Source organism: Allobosea sp. 2KB_26 (genome assembly GCF_052115715.1).
GTDB lineage: Bacteria > Pseudomonadota > Alphaproteobacteria > Rhizobiales > Beijerinckiaceae > Allobosea.
In genome coordinates, this window is sequence record NZ_JBFRHE010000026.1 from 32,233 (window position 1) to 50,713 (window position 18,481).

The following is an 18,481-nucleotide window of genomic DNA, read 5'->3' on the forward strand; positions in this document are numbered from 1 at the left end:
TGAAGGCGGCGCGTGATGGCGCAGCGTGGCGGGTTACTCGCGAGTTCGGGGAGGCAACTTCAGCCCGCCACTATTTGGCATGAAGGCCATGACAGCTTGGCGCCTCTCCGCATCCGCTCCCGATGTGCCGCCAGGGAAGACCGGTGTGTTCACCACTGTGTCGATGGCGATGAACGGCCTCCGACCTCAGCGATATCCGGAATCTCAAAGCCTGCGCTTGCGCGCCGAGGCCGTCATAAAGTCACAGAAAACCGGCACCTCTGTCATGGCGACGATATCGCCCATCAAGGTCAGGCAGCAGGAACTTATCGTGTTGCGTCGCCGCGATCAGACATTGACAGCAAGGTGCTCGTGGCCCGAAACGCCCCACTTCCCGCCCTAACATCGATCCGGTTCGTCTTCGCCATCATGGTCGTAGCGACGCATTTCGCGGGCTATCATCCGACGATTGCGGCGCCTTGGATGGGCCCTCTGGGGAACATCGCCGTGAGTTGGTTTTTCATCCTCAGCGGGTTCATCCTGGCCTACAATTTTCCGAAATTGTCTGGCGGCTCTGATGTATTAAAATTCGTCATCTCGCGATTTTGGCGGTTGTTTCCAGTTCAGGCCGTGACGTTATTGGCGTCTCACGCACTGTTCGATAGCAGTCGCCACCTCGTGCAAATCGCGCCATCCTATCTGGCTGCCAGCTTAACGCTCACTCACGCCTGGTCGGCCAGCACATTTGCAGCGCAGGCATTCAACGTCCCGGCCTGGAGCATCTCGCACGAGTGGTTTTTCTATCTCATATTTCCGTTGCTCATCGCTCGCGGCTGGGTCCTGGCGCTGGCCATCACTGCCGTTTCGTCCGTCACAGCGATCGGGTGGGCGACCAGCATTGGTTGCTGGAATAGCCAGGCCGCGTTCCAGGCAGCAGGCGATTCCTACGCGCCCACTTGCCATTCGATTGCATTCTACTGGCCGCCCGCCCGATTGTGGGAATTTGCCCTCGGGATTGCGATCTGCGCCGCGGCGGCCAGGTTTCGTAGATTACCGACAGCTCGACTGATCCAGCCCGCCCTCGTCGTTCTGGCCGTGGCAGCATTCTATTATCAACAGGAGATCGTGGCCGTTGGGCCAAGTGGGTTCTTTGTCCGCTTCTTCGGTTTGTGGGTGGTCAATGTCGGCGTTGGATGCACTCTCATCCTCGCGCTGAGCCTGCCCGGCCCCGTCGCTGACGCACTGAATTTTAGGCCGTTGTTATTTGCAGGCGAGATCAGCTTCTCCGTCTATATGACCCACATGCTGATCCTTCGTTACGCCGACATGCACCATCTCGGGAGTGAACTGCCGGCGCCTGTATTATTCATCATCGTCTGCGCTGTTTCTTCCGCAGTGAGCGCGGGCATATTCCTCTTGATCGAACAACCGTCACGTCTATGGCTGAAAGCCATGTTTGCTCGCATGCCCGGGCGCTCGGAAGCCAGGCTGCAGACTTGAACCTCGAAATTCGACTCCGTCCGAACCGTCGCCGCCACGTCAGGATCGGCGCCGAAGAACGCGGCGAACGTCTGCGCAGGGCTTTTCGTCAAAGCGGCGGGGGCCTCCAGATCGGGAAAGCCGTCCAACGGCGGCGACCTCTTCCGCTTCGGAACTTTATTGCCGGGGCATTGCCGTGCTAGGGGCGGGAAAGACACACCCTCACGGAAGTACTCATGGCAATTGCTCAGCGGATTCTGGCGTCAGTTTCATACCGTAGCCGCAAGATTCTTGGCCTGTTGCCTCCCGAGCCTCTGCCGCCGCCCCCTCCTCCCCCGCCGCCCCCCCCGTCGATCGAGGATTTTCCGCGGGACTTGCATCTGGGCTGCGGCGGCCGGCGCGCCGAAGGCTTCTGCAACGTCGACATTACGCCTCAGGAATCCGTCGACATCGTCGACAGCGTCGTCACGCTGGAAAAGTTCCCGGACGATTACGCGTCGTCGATCTATGCCTGCCACGTGCTCGAGCATTTTTCTCACACCGAGGCGGTCGAGGTGCTGTCGACCTGGCTTCGCGTGCTCCAGCCTGGTGGAACGATCCGGATCTCTGTTCCCGATATCGACAAGATCGTGAAGATCTACGTCAAGAACTGGGACCATTTCCAGAAGGATGGGCATTCGCCCTGGGTGGGCCTGCTCTATGGCGGACAAACCGACCAGTACGACTTTCACAAGACCGGCTGGAACTTCTGCTGGCTCTCCCACATCATGCGCAATATCGGCTTCGTCGACATGGCGGAGTATCCGCATGAACCGCATTTCATCGCAGAGGACTTCTGGGACAACTCAATGGCCCACGCTCCTTTCGGGGAGTTCTTCTCGCTCAACCTGACAGCCAGGAAGCCGCTGGAGCCGGTTCAGCCGGAGATGCCGGAGGCGCCGCCTGCAGCCTCGTGACGCTCACGCAATGAACGCTGCATCACCCTCGAGTGCGTGGGGTTGATGCGGCGCTCTCGATCTCCAGATTGGCGCGTATCGGGCGTCACTAGTCGCCCCACTCGCCGCGATTGAAGGCAAGCGAGGCGCGCGCCGCGAACTACCCCTCGCTCAGCGGCACCTTGACCAAGGTCGCAGCGATGCGCTCGAACCGGGCGAGATCCTGCAGCAGCCGCCGCTCCGCCTCCTCCGGCGCAATCCGCAGCCCTGGCCGGACATGCGGCCCAGTTTAGCCGGGGCCTATCGTCGGCGCCCCGGCCACGTCCCGATAGGCGCCGAGCCGGCATCCGTCCCAGCGCTTGATCAGCGCCAGGCCTTCATCGTTGATACGACGTGTCGCCTCTGCGCTCCGAGCAAAAAAGGGCCGCCGGTTGGGGCGACCTGGGGGCTGATAGGGGGGCGTGGGTCGAGATCAAAAAATTGCTGGCTAACCGAAAGCGAAGCAAGTAGAGAAATTTCTGGTTTATCGTCAGTTGGGCCGGCTTGTTTATCTTGGTTGAGAAAGTGATAGAGACAGATCGGTCGATTGCCGCGATGAATGTGCCCGGCCCGCGAGATCCGAAGTTGGGCAAGATACGTTTTGACGTGGCCGGAAATCTCAGCCTGTTAGTCGCCCAATTCAAGCGCTATCCTATCTCAGTTTCTACTTCTCTCGCAATCGCTCTGCTCTTTTCGGGCTTCAGTGCATTTACAAGTCTATCGAAGCCACCGGAGATTGCCGGAATCTGGCGCGTCGAACTCGCAGAACACGTCCCGCCATTGCTGCAAGATTGGTGGCAGCCGGGTTCAACGTTCTTTGCGATGTCAAATGGTCGGATCGCCGAGGTTCCGCGCCCCGGAGAACGTCCTGACATATACGCTCTAATCGGACCGGATCTATGCTGGATCCGCTGCTATACCCTAACAACGATCAGCCTCGACTATCGTGTCGCTCCACCAACCAACTACGACGTCGATGTAAGGCATTTGCCATCTCGCTTGGAGTTTTTTGGCCCCGCCGGCATGCGAATAGTGGCCATCAAGCAATAAATTTGACCTAGAACGGCGATTCCGATCGGGCAAGACGGAGCGGGAGAAGAAATCTTGAAGGCGCCTACGCGTATATACTTTATTCTCGTCGCCGCTTCATTCTTGGCGACAACGGTTGCGATTTTTGTCATTTCAAGAAACGAACTCATTCTTCAGGCGTCCGTCTCGGCATTTTTTGTGTTGTTTTCTGCCCTCTTGCTTTCCGCCTATCTAACCAGGCTGCCTTTATTCGTATCCACGTCTTTTCTTACGATAATTCTTGGATTAATCAAAATAAATGAAGTAAAATACAATTATCTCCGCGAAGTGCTACACCCCATTGATGCAACACTTATTTGGCGCTGGGTGCGAGACGATTTTTCACTAATCTATACATACCCTGGAATATTTTTCTCTTCGCTTGGAATCATATTTCTGATTGCCCTTGTGATGTGCGGTTGTGTAGCTCTTGATCTTCGCAGCGCGGGGAAATCTGGATTCAAGTTCGGAAGCCACTTGGTAGCGATTATTCTTTCCATCTCGTTCATTGCGACCGCATCTAGCTTCTTCACAGGGTATTATTATACTGGATTAAATAATCTACGGTATTACTCTCAGCTATCGGTAAATACCGGAGTTCGCATCTCATACTTGGCCCATAGCATTAAGCAGATGCTGGATGTCAAAGACAATGCCAAAAGAATATTCATTAGCAATGGCATGGATTCAGAAAATCACAAGACTCAAGCAACGATAAATTGCGCCAATAATTGCCCTGACGTTATTATTTATCATGTAGAATCGGTTTTTGACCCCGCTTATCTAAACGAATACAAAGGCAATAATCCTATACATTTTGCGTTTAGCCAAAATTTTCATAGTATGAACGGCTCCCTGCGCACTAATGTCTTCGGCGGCCGCAGCATGATCTCGGAGTTTGAGCTGCTTTGTGAGCAGAGCCACCGGCCGCTCGGCATGGCAGGATCCTATCCCAATCTCTTTCTTTCGCCCTTTCTGACGAATTGCATGCCTGAGAGGCTGAAAAACGCGGGATACAGGACAATTGCTTTATACTCGACGGCATCGAAAACCAATCACGCTGGACGCATGTTTGCGAGCTATGGCTTTGAACAGTTCCTTGATGCAAAGGATCTAGATCTTCCCAATGAATGGTCGCAGATTCGGGACGGCCTGCTCATCGAGAAAGCGCTGTCAATTCTCTCTACCCCGAGCGATCGGCCGAGGATGATATTTGTCTCCGGCATGTATAATCATGGCCCTCACAACAAGAGCAAAATCGAGCGCCTATATCCCGGCCCATACGATGCGACCAAGGCTTCCAACGGCGCCGTCGCCGATTATATCAATCGCTTGAATGACAGTCTGACGCAGTTCAGGGCGCTCGAAACCAAATTGGGCGATCACAAGCGGCGCGTCGCCCTGCTGTACTACGGGGATCATCAGCCGAGCATCGGCGCCACTTACAGCTCTTCGGCACTTGATAAATTTGCTGCCGACATGCCGTTCATTACGTTCTACCGAATGGCAGATAATTGGCGGAAAGGGGGAAGCACTGAATCCTCGGAGTTAAAGGACATTACCTCTCTTGTCGGAAGCTTTCTCCATTGGTCAGGCATCCAACCGCCGGTACAGGAAGCCACTGAACGGGATCGAGGCGCGGTAAAGGACTGACACGGAAGTCAGCCGGAAGGTCGAAGCAGGGTCAATCTACAAATCGCCGGCTTGGCAAGATTGGGCGGGAGTACGATGTTCGCCCCGCGGCGGGCATCGCGACCGAACGATTCTTTCCGAGAACCGAAGCGATAAGTGCCAATACGGATTCCGAACGATGTTTGTTCTATTCAACCCTGTTGCCGGAAGGGCTCGTGGGTTCTCAGTTTGCGATCTCGCAAGGCTCTTTCCCAACGCGACCGTCGTCGAGACCAGGATGGCCGGGGACGCGGAAAGGCTCGCGCGACAAGCTGCCGACAATGGGCACGACTGCATCGTGGCTGTCGGAGGCGATGGCACCATATCGGAAGTCGCGTCGGGAATCATCGGATCGCGTGCCGAACTCGGCGTACTGCCACTCGGCACTGCGAATTTGTTCGCGCGGGAACTCGGCATCCCGCTCGATATCGCGGAAGCCGCTCGCATCATCAACGAGCGATTTTCAGCCCCGGTCTATCCGGGATTGTACGCTGCTACTGGCGCTCCAGAGCGAGTATTTGTTCAAACTCTAGGAGTTGGGTTTGATGGCTCGGTTGTCCGGCGTCTAAACAAGGACGCGAAGAAGATCATTGGTAAACTCGCTTACGTCATCGCGGCCATACAGTGTCTGCTGCTGCATCGAGACCAGAAATTCTCAGTGCGAATCGATGGAGGCCCCGATGAAATGGTTTCGGGCTTGCTGGTAATGAACGGCAGATTTTATGCAGGGCCCTTCATCATCAGCGAGAATGCCACACCGAGGACATCGGGCTTCATTGTTGCACTTCTGCGTGAAGGAAGCCGCTTCGCGCTGTTGAAATCGGCATTCTGTCTCGTCACAAATCGGTTTTCGTCACCTTCGTTCATTGAAATGAGACGCGCCAACCGGATCTCCATTCGGGGAAACCCAGATGTGCAGATCGATGGCGACCTGGCGCTGCCGCCTCCGGCAGAGATCCGCGCCGCCGGCTCGTGCGTTCATGTTCGCGTCCCCCGGTCAACAACAGCGAAAGTCTTCTGAACGCTGCCCTGACGGTGTTTCATGCCTTCGTAGCCACGCGGCGCGACAAGAGCAAACGCGGCGCAGGATGCGCCGGGCATGACGCTTGCGACCTAAGCAAGGCTCCGCATTCACCTAGGCGCCTCCCGTTCGGCCGAGCAGTCGCGCTGACGTTGCCCCCAGTTCTTATCCAGTGCAGATCGTTTCCGGCTGTTGTGGAGCCCGTTCGGGGGGTAAAAGAACGACACGGAAGTCAGCAGGAATGTCCCAGTGGGTAGGAGCTATCGCGCTGCTATTTGAGCGAGCGTTTCCTCGACATTTGCGCTACCCACTTTCACGCGCTCTGCGCCTTTCCGCCAGTCATTGCCCCGCGTCAGCGGTTGAGGACGCCCCCGGTCCGTCCTGGCCTTGCTTCGCTATGGAAGACAATGCGACCGGAGGCAGCATTGTCGATAGGTAACCGGCATTTCCAGCCGCTTCCAAAAGGGCACGAATTAGAGTTATCAGGACCGCGCGTGCGCGTCGCATGCTACAGGCTTAAACTTGCATGAACGAGCACCAAACGAAACTCTCTGTCGTCACAACGTTGTACCGGTCAGCTGGGACAATCATGGAATTCTACGAGCGCTGCATGCTCGCGGCCTCTCGCCACTTTCAGGACGTCGAGCTTGTACTGGTGAACGATGGCTCTCCCGATGACAGCCTGGCACTTGCATTGGACCTGAAGGACAAGGACCCGCGTGTGGTCGTCGTCGATCTGTCCCGAAATTTCGGTCACCACAAGGCCATGATGACCGGGTTGACGGTCGCTTCGGGAGACTTCGTCTTTCTGATCGACAGCGACCTCGAGGAAGAGCCCGAACTCCTCGAAACGTTCTGGAACCGGCTTCAGAAAGGCGACTGCGATGTCGTGTATGGCGTTCAGGAGACGCGCCGTGGCGGTTGGTTTGAGCGGATCACCGGAGACGTGTTCTTCTGGCTAGTGGATAGGCTGAGCGACCAGAAGCTGCCGCGCAATCTCGTCACGGCGCGCCTGATGACTCGGGATTATGTCCGTGCACTGATCCGGCACCGTGATCGTGAGTTTTTCATCGCCCATCTCTGGCTGCTGACTGGATTTCGCCAAGAGCCTTTGACGATCCGCAAGTTGGCGTTGTCGCCGACGACCTATTCAATCGCGCGGCGGGTAGAGATGCTGGTGAAATACGTCACCACGACCTCGACCAAGCTGCTCTACATGATCCTTTATCTCGGTCTTGCGACTGCCTGCCTGTCGGCAGCCGGCGTCCTCTACATTATTGGCCGCTACCTTTGGACCGGGGTTGCCAGCGACGGCTGGACTTCGCTGATTGTCTTGGTCTGCTTCTTCGGGGGGCTTACGATCCTGATCCTCGGAATCCTTGGGATCTACATCGCGAATATCCTCTCCGAGACGAAGCGACGCCCCTATGCAGTCGTGCGCCGGATTCATCGGCACCCGGCCACCGTGCCGACGGCCAAAGCGCATTCCTGAGGCTACGAAGAATATGGAAAAGTATCTCTACATAGCTGCGACGCTGGTACTGACTGCTTACGGCCAACTGGTGGTGAAGTCCCGATCGCTCGCCATTGCAGCCAAGGGCATGTCGAGCCGGATGGACTATCTCTTCGCCATGTTCACCGACTTCAGCGTGATCTCGGGTCTCGTAGCCGCCGTCGCTGCGAGCGCCTGCTGGACGCTGGCCATCCAGCGCACGTCTCTGAGCGTCGCTTATCCCTTCATGGCGCTGACATTCTTCATCGTGCCGATCGGTTCGGTACTTCTCTTCGGAGAGCGCCTGTCGATGCTGCAGGTCGTTGGCCTCGTGACGATTGTCATTGGCGTGACCGTAAGCGCGGTTGGAGCCTGAGATGGGAGCGTCGCGCATCTGCCCGGCCTGCGGCATGCAGCACGCCGTCGCGAAAGGCGAGGCCGTCTGGCCGGAAGTCTGGGCCTGCGGCGCCTGCGATCATGTCCCGCCGCGTCTCGACGGAATTGTCGCCTTCGCGCCCGATCTCGCTGATACGCTGACCGGCTTTGATCCGAAGTCCTTCTCCACGCTCAGCAAGAGCGAAGACGGTCATTACTGGTTCGAGCCGCGCAATCGCCTCATCACGGCGCTGATCGGGCGCTATTTTCCCACTGCTCTCCGTTACCTGGAAATCGGCTGCGGCACAGGCTTCGTCCTGCGCGGCGTGCACGAGGCTCTGCCCAACGCGGCCCTGGTTGCGTCGGAGATCCATCCGTCGGGCCTCGCTCATGCGCGCCGTCGCCTCGCGGACTCGGCGTCCGTTCAGTTCGTGCAGATGGATGCGCGGCAGATCCCGGCACGTGAGGCGTTCGATCTTGTGGGCGCCTATGACGTCATCGAGCATATCGAAGAGGATGAACGCGTGCTGGCGGAGCTTCACGCCGCCCTGGTGCCGGGCGGAGGCGCGGTCATCGCCGTGCCGCAGCATCCCTTCCTGTGGAGCCAGGCCGACGAGCTCGGCCATCATGTCCGCCGGTACAAGCGTGGCGAACTTGACGCGAAAATGCGCACAGTCGGGTTCGAGATTCTCTTCTCGGGCTCTTATACAGCCCTGCTGCTCCCGCTGATGGCAGCCAGCCGGGTGCATCGGTCGCGACCGGAGCAGTTGGAAGCCATGTTGAAGCGCGAGTTCGCTCTCGCGCCTTGGGTCAATGCCGTTTTGCGGGCGGTCCTCGAAGGCGAAGTCACACTCACGCTGGCGGGCATGCGGTGGCCCGCCGGAGGCAGCAGGATCGTGGTCGGCCGCAAGCCCGCCGCCTGATCGCAGTCATCGGCGGCGCGAGGCGAAATACTCGTCCATCGACCGCGGCGTCCTGACCCCGTAGCCCAGCAATTGGCGCACCCCCTGATCCTCGGTGAAGGATTCGCCCAGGAGAGCCGGCAGGTCGATCTGCTGTCGAATGATCGGGCTAGTATAGACGTGGTTCACGGCACGCCGATCCCTGGGCGTCCGATTGGTCGCGCCCGTGTGATAGGTCATGCAGTCGAGGAGAATGTAGCTGCCGCGCGGCGCCGTGACCTGCAGGGCAGCGCTCTGTACGAAGCGGGAGGATGGAAACTCTTCCTGCTTGTGTGTTGCAGGCAGGACGATCGTCGCGCCGTTCTCGAAGGTGAAATCGTCGACGCAGAACAGCGCATTGATAGCCATCGGCCTGGAGAACACGACGTGCTGGTAGGGCAAGTCCCGATGCCAGGCGCCCTGATTGTACTCCGCGGCATTCGCCGGATTGATGATCCCGTTCTGCTGCGAAAGCACAACATAGTCGCTGATCGCGCGCCGTACGACGGTCAGCACGCGCTGATTGGTCGCCAGAGCGAGCAGGCGGCGATCGTGTTGGAACGCAACCCGGATCGTGTTGTGCTCATCGATCGTTCGAAGAACATCCCGGCCACCCGCGGCCTCCTCGGCGTGGAGGCGGGCGGCATCGAAGGCCGCCGACAGCTCGTCGAGCTCGGCTGGCGAGTAGCCGCCGTCAAGGACGGCATAACCAAGGGTTGAAAGCGTCTCGCAGGCGTCATCGAGGTCATTTTCTGCGGCGACCCGACGATGAATGCCGTAACTGCGCTCGGTAATGGCGGCCATAAGAGGCTCCTAGAATTGAATGGTATCGGGCATGACAAGGGGCTCACCACCGTCGCGTCGGATGCGGCCGGCGATCGCAGCCTTCGCCAGCGGGTTGACGGCCACGATCGTGCGGTAGCCGCGAGCATGATCTGTGGGCTCGTATTGCTCCACCCGGCCGAGGTCCCAGGCGTCGGCCGGATTATCGACAACGAGTCGCTCGGCGCGGGCCCATGTGCGCGGCGCATAGGCTCGGATCACCGCAGCCATTTGCCCCGCTCCGAAGATCTGAACGCGGCCGCCTAGGGTGTCGAGCCGATCGCACCAGAGGTCATCGAGCTCTTGCCAGGCTGCCAGATATCGGGCTGCATCATCCGGGTTTGCGGCCGGTTCCCGTTCGCCGACGCTATCTCCCTTCTCCAACACGAACCCCTGGAAGCAAGCGAGCGCTCCGTCGAGGGTGAGCGTCTTGGAGACGCGGAGCCCGGCCGCAGCCCCGAATGCAGCAAACGCGGCAGGCGAGAATGTCCACAGGTGATCGAAGAACAGCAGCTCGCAGTTCGCCGGCGTCGCGATCGGGCAGACGATGACCGCCTTTCCTTCCGGACGAAGGCGCGCAGACATCGCCGCGAGAAAGCCGGCGGGATCGGGCGTATGTTCGATCGTATTGATCGACACCACCACATCGAACTCGTGCCAATCCGGCCCTGTGCGATCGTCGAGCAGCCCTCTTGCCAGCATGACCTTGCCTGAGACTCCGGAAACCTCATCAGGTAGCGCCGGATCGAGACCGCGGACCTCATGCACCGGCAACATGCGCGCCAGGAAACGAGCGGTCGCGCCGGAGCCGCAGCCGACGTCGAGCAGACGGCCAAGGCCGGGCATTCCGTCGAGGGCGTCTGCCACCACTCTGGCGTAAGCCTCGCCGCGTGCGTCGTCGGCGCCGCTCGATTGGGCGGGCAAGCCGTATTCCCGGGCATAGATTGCGGCCACTTCCGCCGGGGCGAGAGGCTCGCGATGACGAATGAGCCCGCACGTTCGGCACGCTACCTTGTCCAATTTGCGCCGCATGACCCGCCCGTCGCTCAGGACGGATCTGTCGGCAGAGGGGATCGGAAGAGCCAAGACGCTTTGGCTGTCGCAGGCTGGGCAATGATCAACCTCAGCTCGGCGGCAATCGATTTGGTCGGCCAACACAGCGTCCTAAGTGTAGCGGGACAAGCCCCTTGTCGCGAGTAGACATAGCGAGCGCCGACTGCCAAAACAACCCGCGAGCATGGGCTGCGAGACTCTCTGAGGACTGCGGCGCGGGATTCGACGCATTCGGAAAGCGAAACTGTGAACAACCTTCGAAGCGAGAAGATCCCCTTCGGGCGGCCTGCAATCGTCGGGAAAGAATTCGAATACATCGCTCAGGCCATTCAGAACGGCACCATCGCGGGTGGCGGGCCGTTCATGCGGCGCTGCGAGGAGTGGCTTGAGCAGGCCCTGTCTGCCCGCCGCGCGCTGATGACCCATTCCTGCACCGCGGCCCTCGAGATGGCCGCGATGTTGTCGGAAGTGGGTCCGGGGGACGAGGTGATCATGCCATCGTTCACCTTCTCCGCCACGGCGACCGCCTTTGTCCTGCGTGGCGCAACGGTGGTCTTCGTCGACATCGACCCCGACACGCTCAACATCGATCCGGCTCTCATCGAAGCGGCCATCACCAGGCGGACGAAAGTGGTGGTCCCCGTCCACTATGCAGGCCTTGCCTGCGACATGGACGCCATCATGGCCATCGCCCGACGGCATGACCTGATTGTGGTGGAGGATGCAGCGCAGGCCCATCTCTCGACTTACAAGGGCAAGGCCCTCGGTACGATCGGCGACCTCGGCTGCCTGTCCTTCCACGAGACCAAGAACATCATCTCGGGCGAAGGCGGAGCGCTGATCCTCAACAACGAGCGTCTGCTCGATCGCGCCGAGATCATTCGCGAAAAGGGCACGGACCGCAGCCGCTTCTTCCGGGGCCAGGTCGACAAATACACCTGGCAGGATATCGGCTCATCCTATTGCCCAGGCGAGATCGTCAGCGCCTTCCTCATGGCGCAGCTCGAACAGGCCGACGCCATCTGCGCGCGGCGGCGCGCCATCTACGACCTCTACCGGGACCTGCTGGCGCCACTGGCGGCGGACGGCACGATTACCTTGCCGCGGGCGACCGGCACCGAGGTCAATGGCCACATCTTGTGGATTCTACTGGAATCGGAGACCGTCCGCGCTGATCTCATTCGCTATTTGAGCGGACACAACATCAACGCCGTCTTCCACTACGTCCCGCTTCATTCGGCGCCGGCCGGGCGGAAATTCGGACGTCCGTCGGGAGATCTCGCCGTCACCGATGGGATCAGCAACCGACTCTTGCGCCTGCCCCTCTACTACACGCTCGACGACAACGAAATTCACAGGGTTGCGCAGGCCATCTTCGCCTATTTCGGGCGCCCGTTCTGAATGAGGCGCGTTGCGATCATTCAGTCGAGCTATATCCCATGGCGAGGCTTCTTCGCGGCCGTCGCCCTGTGCGACACGTTCGTGTTCTTCGACAGCGTGCAATTCACCCGGCGCGACTGGCGCACGCGCAACGCCATCAAGACGTCACAGGGCGTTCACTGGCTGTCCGTGCCCGTGATGCAGAAGGGCAATTTCCACACTCCGATCGATGGCGTGCGCATTGCCGATCCGAACTGGTGGCGGACCCACCTCAAGAGCATCGAAATCGCCTATCGCCGCGCCGGCCATTTCGACGATATCTTTCCATTTGTCAGGCATCTGTTCGAGTCGGTGGCGGACCTACCGACACTCTCCGAGGTCAACCAGACCATGACGACAGCCCTGTGCCGGGCCCTTGAGATCGAAACGCATTTCGTCCGCGACATCGACCTTCTGCCCCGGGAGACCATGACAGCGATGCAGCCGACGGAACGGCTGGCGAAGCTCTCGGCTGCCGTCGGGGCGGAAACCTATCTCTCGGGCCCCTCCGCCAGGAGCTATCTCGACGAGGGCAAATTCAATGCGCTCGATATTCAGGTCGAGTGGATGGACTACAGCCGGTTCGGGGAGCCTTATCCGCAAATCTGGGGCGCATTCGCGCCGGCGGTATCGATCGTCGATACACTCCTCAATCTGGGATTGGCGCAGACCCGGGCCATCATCCTCGGCGAAACGGCGGGGGCAGCAGCATGAGCGGCGCGTCGGATCAGATTCATTCCGCGGTCCGCGATTATTATACCGCGGCGATCGAGCGCCATGGGCCGACAGCGAAGGGCGTGGATTGGAAGGATGATGCCTCTCACCGGCTGCGGCACGAGCAGTTCCTGCGTCTCCTGACGGGCGACCCGGCCGCATCCGTGCTGGATCTGGGCTGCGGCTATGGCGACTTCCTGCGGCTGCTGCGGGACGAGGGCCACGCCGGCAGCTACCTCGGTTGCGACCTGTCGTCCGCCATGATCAAAGCGGCGCGGCAGACGTTTGGTGAGGGGCCGGACCGGCGCTGGTGGGTCGGCGACGATCCGGCCGATACCTGCGATTTCGCCATCGCCAGCGGCATCTTCAACGTGCGGCGTGGGGCTGATGCGTCAGCCTGGGCGCGCTATGTCGACACGACCATCGACAAGCTGGCCCGCCTCGGGCGCTGCGGCTTTGGCTTCAACATGCTGTCGATGTCCTCGGATCCGGAGCGTCGCCGCGAAGATCTGCACTATGTCGACCCGGTGGCGATGCTGCAGACCTGCCTCGAGCGCTACGGCCGGCAGGTCGCCATCCTCCAGGATTACGGCCTGTGGGAGTTCACCGTTCTCGTCCGTCATTCCTCCCAGAGGGCGAGCCCGAAGCCGGTCGCGCCATAGCCGCCGCCGTTGTAGAGGAGCCAGAGCCGGCCGGCATGGGCGAAGGCGCCGGGATAGGTCGCTGCTCCGCCTTCCCAGCCCCCGCTGTCTGGTGTCGGCATCCTTTCATTAGTTCGACGCCAGGAGATACCATCCGGGGAAATGGCGTGGCTGAGACCGTAGGCGCCATGCCCGCGCCGCGCGAACCACATCTGGAAGCCGTCCCGCGTCGCGAGGACGGAGGGGCGCACGACAGCGATGTCGTCTCCTTCCGGGCCGAGCACGACCGTCGGATTGCGCGTCCAGGCGATGCCGTCGACGCTGGTCGCCCGCCTGATGGCATGGGACATATCGGCCCTGTCCGCGCCCCAGGCGAGGTGAGTTCCGTACCACATGGTCCAGGCGCCGGGGGCCGTGTTGAGAACCCAAGGATAGGACAGGCTGTAATGGTCGACCGTGTCGCGATCCATGATGGGACCGACGGATAGCCGCTCGAAGCGCCCATGCTCCAGGGAGCCCACCGCCATGCCTATGGCATTGCGCCACGGCACCGAGCCGCCGACATTCCAGCCCATGTAGTAGAGTCGGTCCTCCGTCTCACCGCGCACCACGCTGCCAACGCCCAGGCCGCTGTCGTCGAAGGCTCCCAGCGGCCCCGGCTCAAGGATGGGGGCCGGCGGCGCATCCTCGACCCGCGGCTGCTCCGCGACACGGATCACCACCGAGCCGACCGAAGACCGATTTTGCGCATCCCGTCCGGAATAGAAGACCCTGACGAGGTCGCCGGAAAGCGGGGCCGCGACCGGCAGTGCCGCATGGGAGGCGAGCGCGGGATGCCGACCGACTGGCGTGAAAACCAGACCGAGCTTGCGCCAGGCCATCGCCGTCAGATCCGCCGCAAGCGGTGGCTCGGCACCTTTGAAATCTCGGTGGCGGGAGGCGACAGAACTGAACTGTCGGGAATATCGGCCAGGACCAGGCTGCCCGCACCGATGACACAATCCGCCCCGATCGTGACGTGGTCGCGAATGGTGACATTGACACCGATAAAGCACCGGGGCCCGATGGTTACGCCCCCCGAAACAACCACATGGGACGCAATGAAGGTGTCCTCGGCGATCGAGCAGTGATGGCCGATATGGTTGCCCGACCACAGAGTGACGTTCTCGCCGATCCGGGCGTACGGCTGGATGGTGTTGTCTTCCAGGATGAACTGGTTGGGTTGCGGCACGAAGTCATCGAATGTCGTCGCGCGGGAGCTGACATAACTTGCAATCCCGTAGCCCTTGGCACGTGCCTCCGCCACCTTGTCGCGCCGGAGCTTGTTCAGTTTCGTGTAGCTCACGGCGACAAAGACATCGGTGCTCTCGGGTGAGAAATGTCGCTCGACCTCCTCCCATGCGATCACCGGGTGGCCATTCCACGAGGGCGCCGCGACATAGGCTGCATCGACGGTGTACCCGACCACCTGCCGACCGGCATCCCTGCTCAGGTAATAGGCGGCCAGCTCCGCGATGTTCCCCGAGCCGAAGATGACTATGTCCTTCAACGTGAGCGCTCCTTTAAGGCTATCGAAGTTCCAACAGCTTGAAATCCTTGTTCTCATAAAGAAGCGTAGAGCCTGGCGGATTCGAAGCCGTATGTTTCACGATAGCATAATAATTTCGGTATGATTTGGTGTCCGGCAAATCCGCCGGTGAGATACGACCATCGAGCACGTCCTGATTACGTGCCAAGCGCTCGCTTCTTTCTTGGGCGTGAACATAAAGAGCGCTGTTTAACAGCCCCGCCACGTATGATTGACGCTGACTGAAGACAGCGTAGAAATTTGCGCCCGCTTGTAAATCCACCACCGTGCCAGTGCTGTCCGTAAAGATGAGGGAATCCTCAGGAGTTCGATCACGCGCAGCCAACCAGATATCTCGAAACTCGGGCGTCAACCAAGTATCCGACGCGTACGGTCTGGAGTCTCCGGTCTTCATGGGCCAGACGCCGGCATTGATCAACGCAATTGCTGCTATAAAAATCGAGCATCCGACGAATGGTATAACTTTGACCAATCGCGACGGCCGAGCAACAGCAATAAAACATGCTCCACCCATGCAGATAAGCCAAGCAACGCTCATCTGAAACTCGCCCGGATCGACGACCAATGTTGAAAACAGCAAAGAGATCGACGAAATTACAAACAAAACGGGACAACGACGATAAATCTCCTTGTCGCGCAAAATAGAAATACCGGAAATGACGACAGAACCAAGCAAAGCTGTCGTAAAGAACAATGGGAAAACTAAAAATAAACCAACGCACGCGACAACCATTATGCGCAACGACCCACGCATACAGAACGCCGCCGCAAGAACAAGCGCGACACTCCCAACGTCTCTGGAAAGAAATCCCAAATTTGTCTTCATGAACAAATTCGACAAGGAAGAAAAATTCTGAAAGGTGAACGGTCCAATAGGCGCCGAAACAAAATAAAACCAGACAATTGGACCGAAACGCCACAACATATACGCGGAATAAACGAACATCAATGAGGCCAGAAGAATGCTGGCAAAATTCATTTCAGAATATACTTTTCTGAGATGCCTGATATCTTTTGGAGAAGCCGCGAGAAGAATTAATGGAAATATAGCAGTAACTTTCCCCAACGCAGACCCGATGGTCAATAAAAACGAATCTCCAAATATACGATTCAATCCTCTATTTTCCCGATTCCACATATACCAAGACAAAAAGAATAGAGGAAACGTTATTGAAGCAGGGATAGAATTGACCATCCATGATGGATCGTACAGCGAGCCAAGCATGAACGCGAGAGCGCACGCAACAATCCGCTGAGGGGCAACAACTGGGTAGGCGACCATATAGAGGCTCAGGCCAAATGTTTGGACGTAAAACGACGCCCCCCACCCTGCCAGAAACAGGAAGGGATCGATATCTATATACCGCGACACAGCCGCCCCAATCATGGAGGGCACCGTATTACTTAACGATATGGAATCACCAAGGACCGCGAGATTGGGCAAGGGCAGGAAATTATGCCGGAATGTGTCCAGTATCCCAGCGTAATAAACCATATCTGCAAGGGGACGCGCGGCTAAGGTCGATGTCGGGCCGTGCCACAGCAGAGCCATGAACGTACCAAATGCGGCGGCGAATGGCAGAATACTGAGCGCCACCCGTAGCGCGCGATGCAATTCGATTTTGAATGAAGGCTGCACCGGACTTGCAAGCGGCACCAGCGTGGCGAGAAGCAAAACTGGGGCTGCAATGCGTCCCAGCGGATGTGCAAGAGCAATCGCGGATGCCGCACATAACGATATTATTCCGAGCGGAAAACCATATAAAAACTCCTCTTGAACGGTCCTGGAACTTCGCCGCCAGGTCGCGAGGCGAAAGATGCCCATACCGCTGGCAAGCGACAGCGCACCAACAACAAGCCCAAGCGCAACGTGCCAGAGCGCAGCAACAAGCAGCGCCGAATCGGGCGCGTTAATCGGATCGTTCACCAAGGCTTTTCATTCGGATTGAGGTTGGGGCACTGTCCTTAGCGTGCGAGCAATGACGCGGCAATGACCTCGGTGGGCACCACCATGCGCGGCTCTTCGGTATCCGCACTTTTTCTGTCTCGGCCGACTGAAGCGAACGCTATAGGCTGGATGAGGGCTTGCACATCCTGCGACTACAGCGACGGCGGGACGTAGGCCGATGGCGTGTCCAGGCCAACATTTCCTCCCAGAGAGCCGCGGTGTCGGCTTCAGATACCGCCTTCGCCCTAACCGCTTCAGTCATGATCGTTGCGGCCGTGTTTTCGGCGTTGGCGTAGTCAGCGGAGAGGATGGTGTATGTGCTCATCCCTTGATTTCCTGAACCACGAGAACTGCCTTTGCCACACCGCCATAGTAGCGCGAGCCGATGCCGCCGTTCATTGCGACATTGCCCATCTGGCCGCCGACCCTGACCGAATACGTGACGTTCCCGGTCGTCGCCGGGGCGTCTAGCGTCGCGGGGATTACTAGCAGCTGCGTCGATGACGAGAGGACGCTGACCCCGAACACATTGATGCAAGTTGAGCCCCGGAACAGGGTTGCCGTCACGCCCTGCGTGGTTCCGGAGCTGACAAAGCCTGAGAACTTCAACAGCACCGTATTGGTCGCGCTGGCGATATTGATGACCTGGCTGCAAACCTCCGTCCCTTCCGAGCTGGTCGGTGTGGTGTCGTCGACTGGAATAGTCGTCGTGAGCGTTGTGTTTGCGCTGTAGGCATTCGCGAGGGTCTGAATTACCGCCCCGGTCGAAGCAACCGCTGACGCAGTCAACGCCCCGCCCGAAAGCGTCAGGCCAGCCCCCACCGCGATTTCCTCGGCATCGCCACTGCCGGCCGTCGTGCGCCCGAGCAGCCTTGCCGTACCAATGTTCTGCATCTTGGCGAAGGTGACGGCGTCGTTGACGATGTCCCCTGTCGCCACGCCCGCTGACGCGATCGCGCTCAGCCTGACATTCATCGGCTGGTAGAACAGGTTCGCGTCGCCATAGGTCACCAGCGAGGTCGGGCCGCCGCCGCCGATCGTGCGTTTGGCGAAGCTGTTGGCGCCGGTCTGCTCGACAGCGCCTTGCGAGGTATCGAGCGTGGCGAGCACGTCGATCTTCGTTGGCCGGTTCTGGATATGGGTCCAATCCGTGGCGCCGGTCGAGAGGTCCTGCAGCCGCGTGCGGATAAAAGCCTTGCTCCCGCGGTTCTGGAGAAGCACGTCGTAATCGGTCAGCGCCGGCGCCGGCATTTCGCCGATCGGGCTGAAATCGGCCGTGAAAGCATAGGTTCCCGC

At 59.2% G+C, this 18,481-nt stretch carries 16 protein-coding genes and 1 pseudogene; 11 read left to right on the forward strand and 6 right to left on the reverse strand.

The window, feature by feature from the left end; translation table 11 throughout:
• Positions 1-15: 15 nt before the first annotated feature.
• The 8 genes from AB4099_RS32770 (at position 16) to AB4099_RS32805 (ending at position 8,982) form a co-directional block, all read left to right on the forward strand.
• On the forward strand, positions 16-1,479 hold the full coding sequence (locus tag AB4099_RS32770) for an acyltransferase family protein (protein ID WP_441481144.1): 1,464 nt from the start codon (positions 16-18) through the stop codon (positions 1,477-1,479).
• A 353-nt stretch (positions 1,480-1,832) separates the two neighbouring features.
• A complete protein-coding gene (locus AB4099_RS32775) occupies positions 1,833-2,414 on the forward strand; it encodes a class I SAM-dependent methyltransferase (RefSeq protein WP_441481145.1) in 582 nt (193 codons plus the stop codon).
• Positions 2,415-2,945: 531 nt separating this feature from the next.
• Positions 2,946-3,482 carry a hypothetical protein gene (locus AB4099_RS32780; protein WP_441481146.1) on the forward strand — a complete coding sequence of 179 codons (537 nt, stop codon included), beginning with the start codon at positions 2,946-2,948 and terminating at the stop codon, positions 3,480-3,482.
• A 54-nt stretch (positions 3,483-3,536) separates the two neighbouring features.
• Positions 3,537-5,153 carry a sulfatase-like hydrolase/transferase gene (locus tag AB4099_RS32785; protein WP_441481147.1) on the forward strand — a complete coding sequence of 539 codons (1,617 nt, stop codon included), beginning with the start codon at positions 3,537-3,539 and terminating at the stop codon, positions 5,151-5,153.
• A 157-nt stretch (positions 5,154-5,310) separates the two neighbouring features.
• Positions 5,311-6,192, forward strand: coding sequence for a diacylglycerol/lipid kinase family protein (locus AB4099_RS32790; RefSeq protein WP_441481148.1), 882 nt, complete (start codon positions 5,311-5,313; stop codon positions 6,190-6,192).
• Positions 6,193-6,718: 526 nt separating this feature from the next.
• Positions 6,719-7,684 carry a glycosyltransferase family 2 protein gene (locus AB4099_RS32795; protein ID WP_441481149.1) on the forward strand — a complete coding sequence of 322 codons (966 nt, stop codon included), beginning with the start codon at positions 6,719-6,721 and terminating at the stop codon, positions 7,682-7,684.
• A gap of 13 nt (positions 7,685-7,697) precedes the next feature.
• Entirely contained in the window at positions 7,698-8,060 is a 363-nt protein-coding gene (locus AB4099_RS32800) for an EamA family transporter (protein WP_441481150.1), read from the forward strand.
• A 1-nt stretch (position 8,061) separates the two neighbouring features.
• Positions 8,062-8,982, forward strand: a complete 921-nt coding sequence (locus AB4099_RS32805) for a class I SAM-dependent methyltransferase (protein ID WP_441481151.1) — start codon at positions 8,062-8,064, stop codon at positions 8,980-8,982.
• A gap of 6 nt (positions 8,983-8,988) precedes the next feature.
• Here the strand turns inward: AB4099_RS32805 and AB4099_RS32810 are convergent, their stop codons facing one another.
• Together AB4099_RS32810 and AB4099_RS32815 are read right to left on the reverse strand one after the other, a co-directional pair.
• Complete coding sequence (locus AB4099_RS32810) at positions 8,989-9,804, reverse strand: phytanoyl-CoA dioxygenase family protein (RefSeq protein ID WP_441481152.1); 816 nt, start codon at positions 9,802-9,804, stop codon at positions 8,989-8,991.
• Between the two features lie 9 nt (positions 9,805-9,813).
• Positions 9,814-10,746 carry a class I SAM-dependent methyltransferase gene (locus AB4099_RS32815; protein ID WP_441481153.1) on the reverse strand — a complete coding sequence of 311 codons (933 nt, stop codon included), beginning with the start codon at positions 10,744-10,746 and terminating at the stop codon, positions 9,814-9,816.
• Between the two features lie 375 nt (positions 10,747-11,121).
• Between AB4099_RS32815 and rffA the strand changes: the two genes are divergently transcribed.
• Genes rffA through AB4099_RS32830 form a run of 3 tightly spaced genes read left to right on the forward strand, consistent with a single transcriptional unit; the run spans position 11,122 to position 13,670 of the window.
• On the forward strand, positions 11,122-12,276 hold the full coding sequence (gene rffA, locus AB4099_RS32820; RefSeq protein ID WP_441481154.1) for a dTDP-4-amino-4,6-dideoxygalactose transaminase: 1,155 nt from the start codon (positions 11,122-11,124) through the stop codon (positions 12,274-12,276).
• Positions 12,277-13,008 (forward strand): WbqC family protein, encoded by a 732-nt coding sequence (locus AB4099_RS32825; protein ID WP_441481155.1) that lies wholly within the window; start codon positions 12,277-12,279, stop codon positions 13,006-13,008.
• A complete protein-coding gene (locus AB4099_RS32830; RefSeq protein WP_441481156.1) occupies positions 13,005-13,670 on the forward strand; it encodes a class I SAM-dependent methyltransferase in 666 nt (221 codons plus the stop codon). Before AB4099_RS32825 ends, AB4099_RS32830 begins: the two co-directional genes overlap by 4 nt.
• Here the strand turns inward: AB4099_RS32830 and AB4099_RS32835 are convergent.
• The 4 genes and pseudogenes from AB4099_RS32835 to AB4099_RS32850 form a co-directional block, all read right to left on the reverse strand.
• On the reverse strand, positions 13,628-14,530 hold the full coding sequence (locus AB4099_RS32835) for a glycoside hydrolase family protein (protein ID WP_441481157.1): 903 nt from the start codon (positions 14,528-14,530) through the stop codon (positions 13,628-13,630). The genes AB4099_RS32830 and AB4099_RS32835 overlap by 43 nt on opposite strands.
• Positions 14,531-14,535: 5 nt before the next feature.
• Positions 14,536-15,198: an acetyltransferase gene (locus tag AB4099_RS32840; RefSeq protein ID WP_441481158.1), complete on the reverse strand. Its 663-nt coding sequence runs from the start codon at positions 15,196-15,198 to the stop codon at positions 14,536-14,538.
• A gap of 19 nt (positions 15,199-15,217) precedes the next feature.
• On the reverse strand, positions 15,218-17,164 hold the full coding sequence (locus AB4099_RS32845) for a hypothetical protein (protein ID WP_441481159.1): 1,947 nt from the start codon (positions 17,162-17,164) through the stop codon (positions 15,218-15,220).
• A gap of 342 nt (positions 17,165-17,506) precedes the next feature.
• Positions 17,507-18,481 (reverse strand): annotated as a pseudogene (locus AB4099_RS32850) (hypothetical protein); the annotation flags it as partial.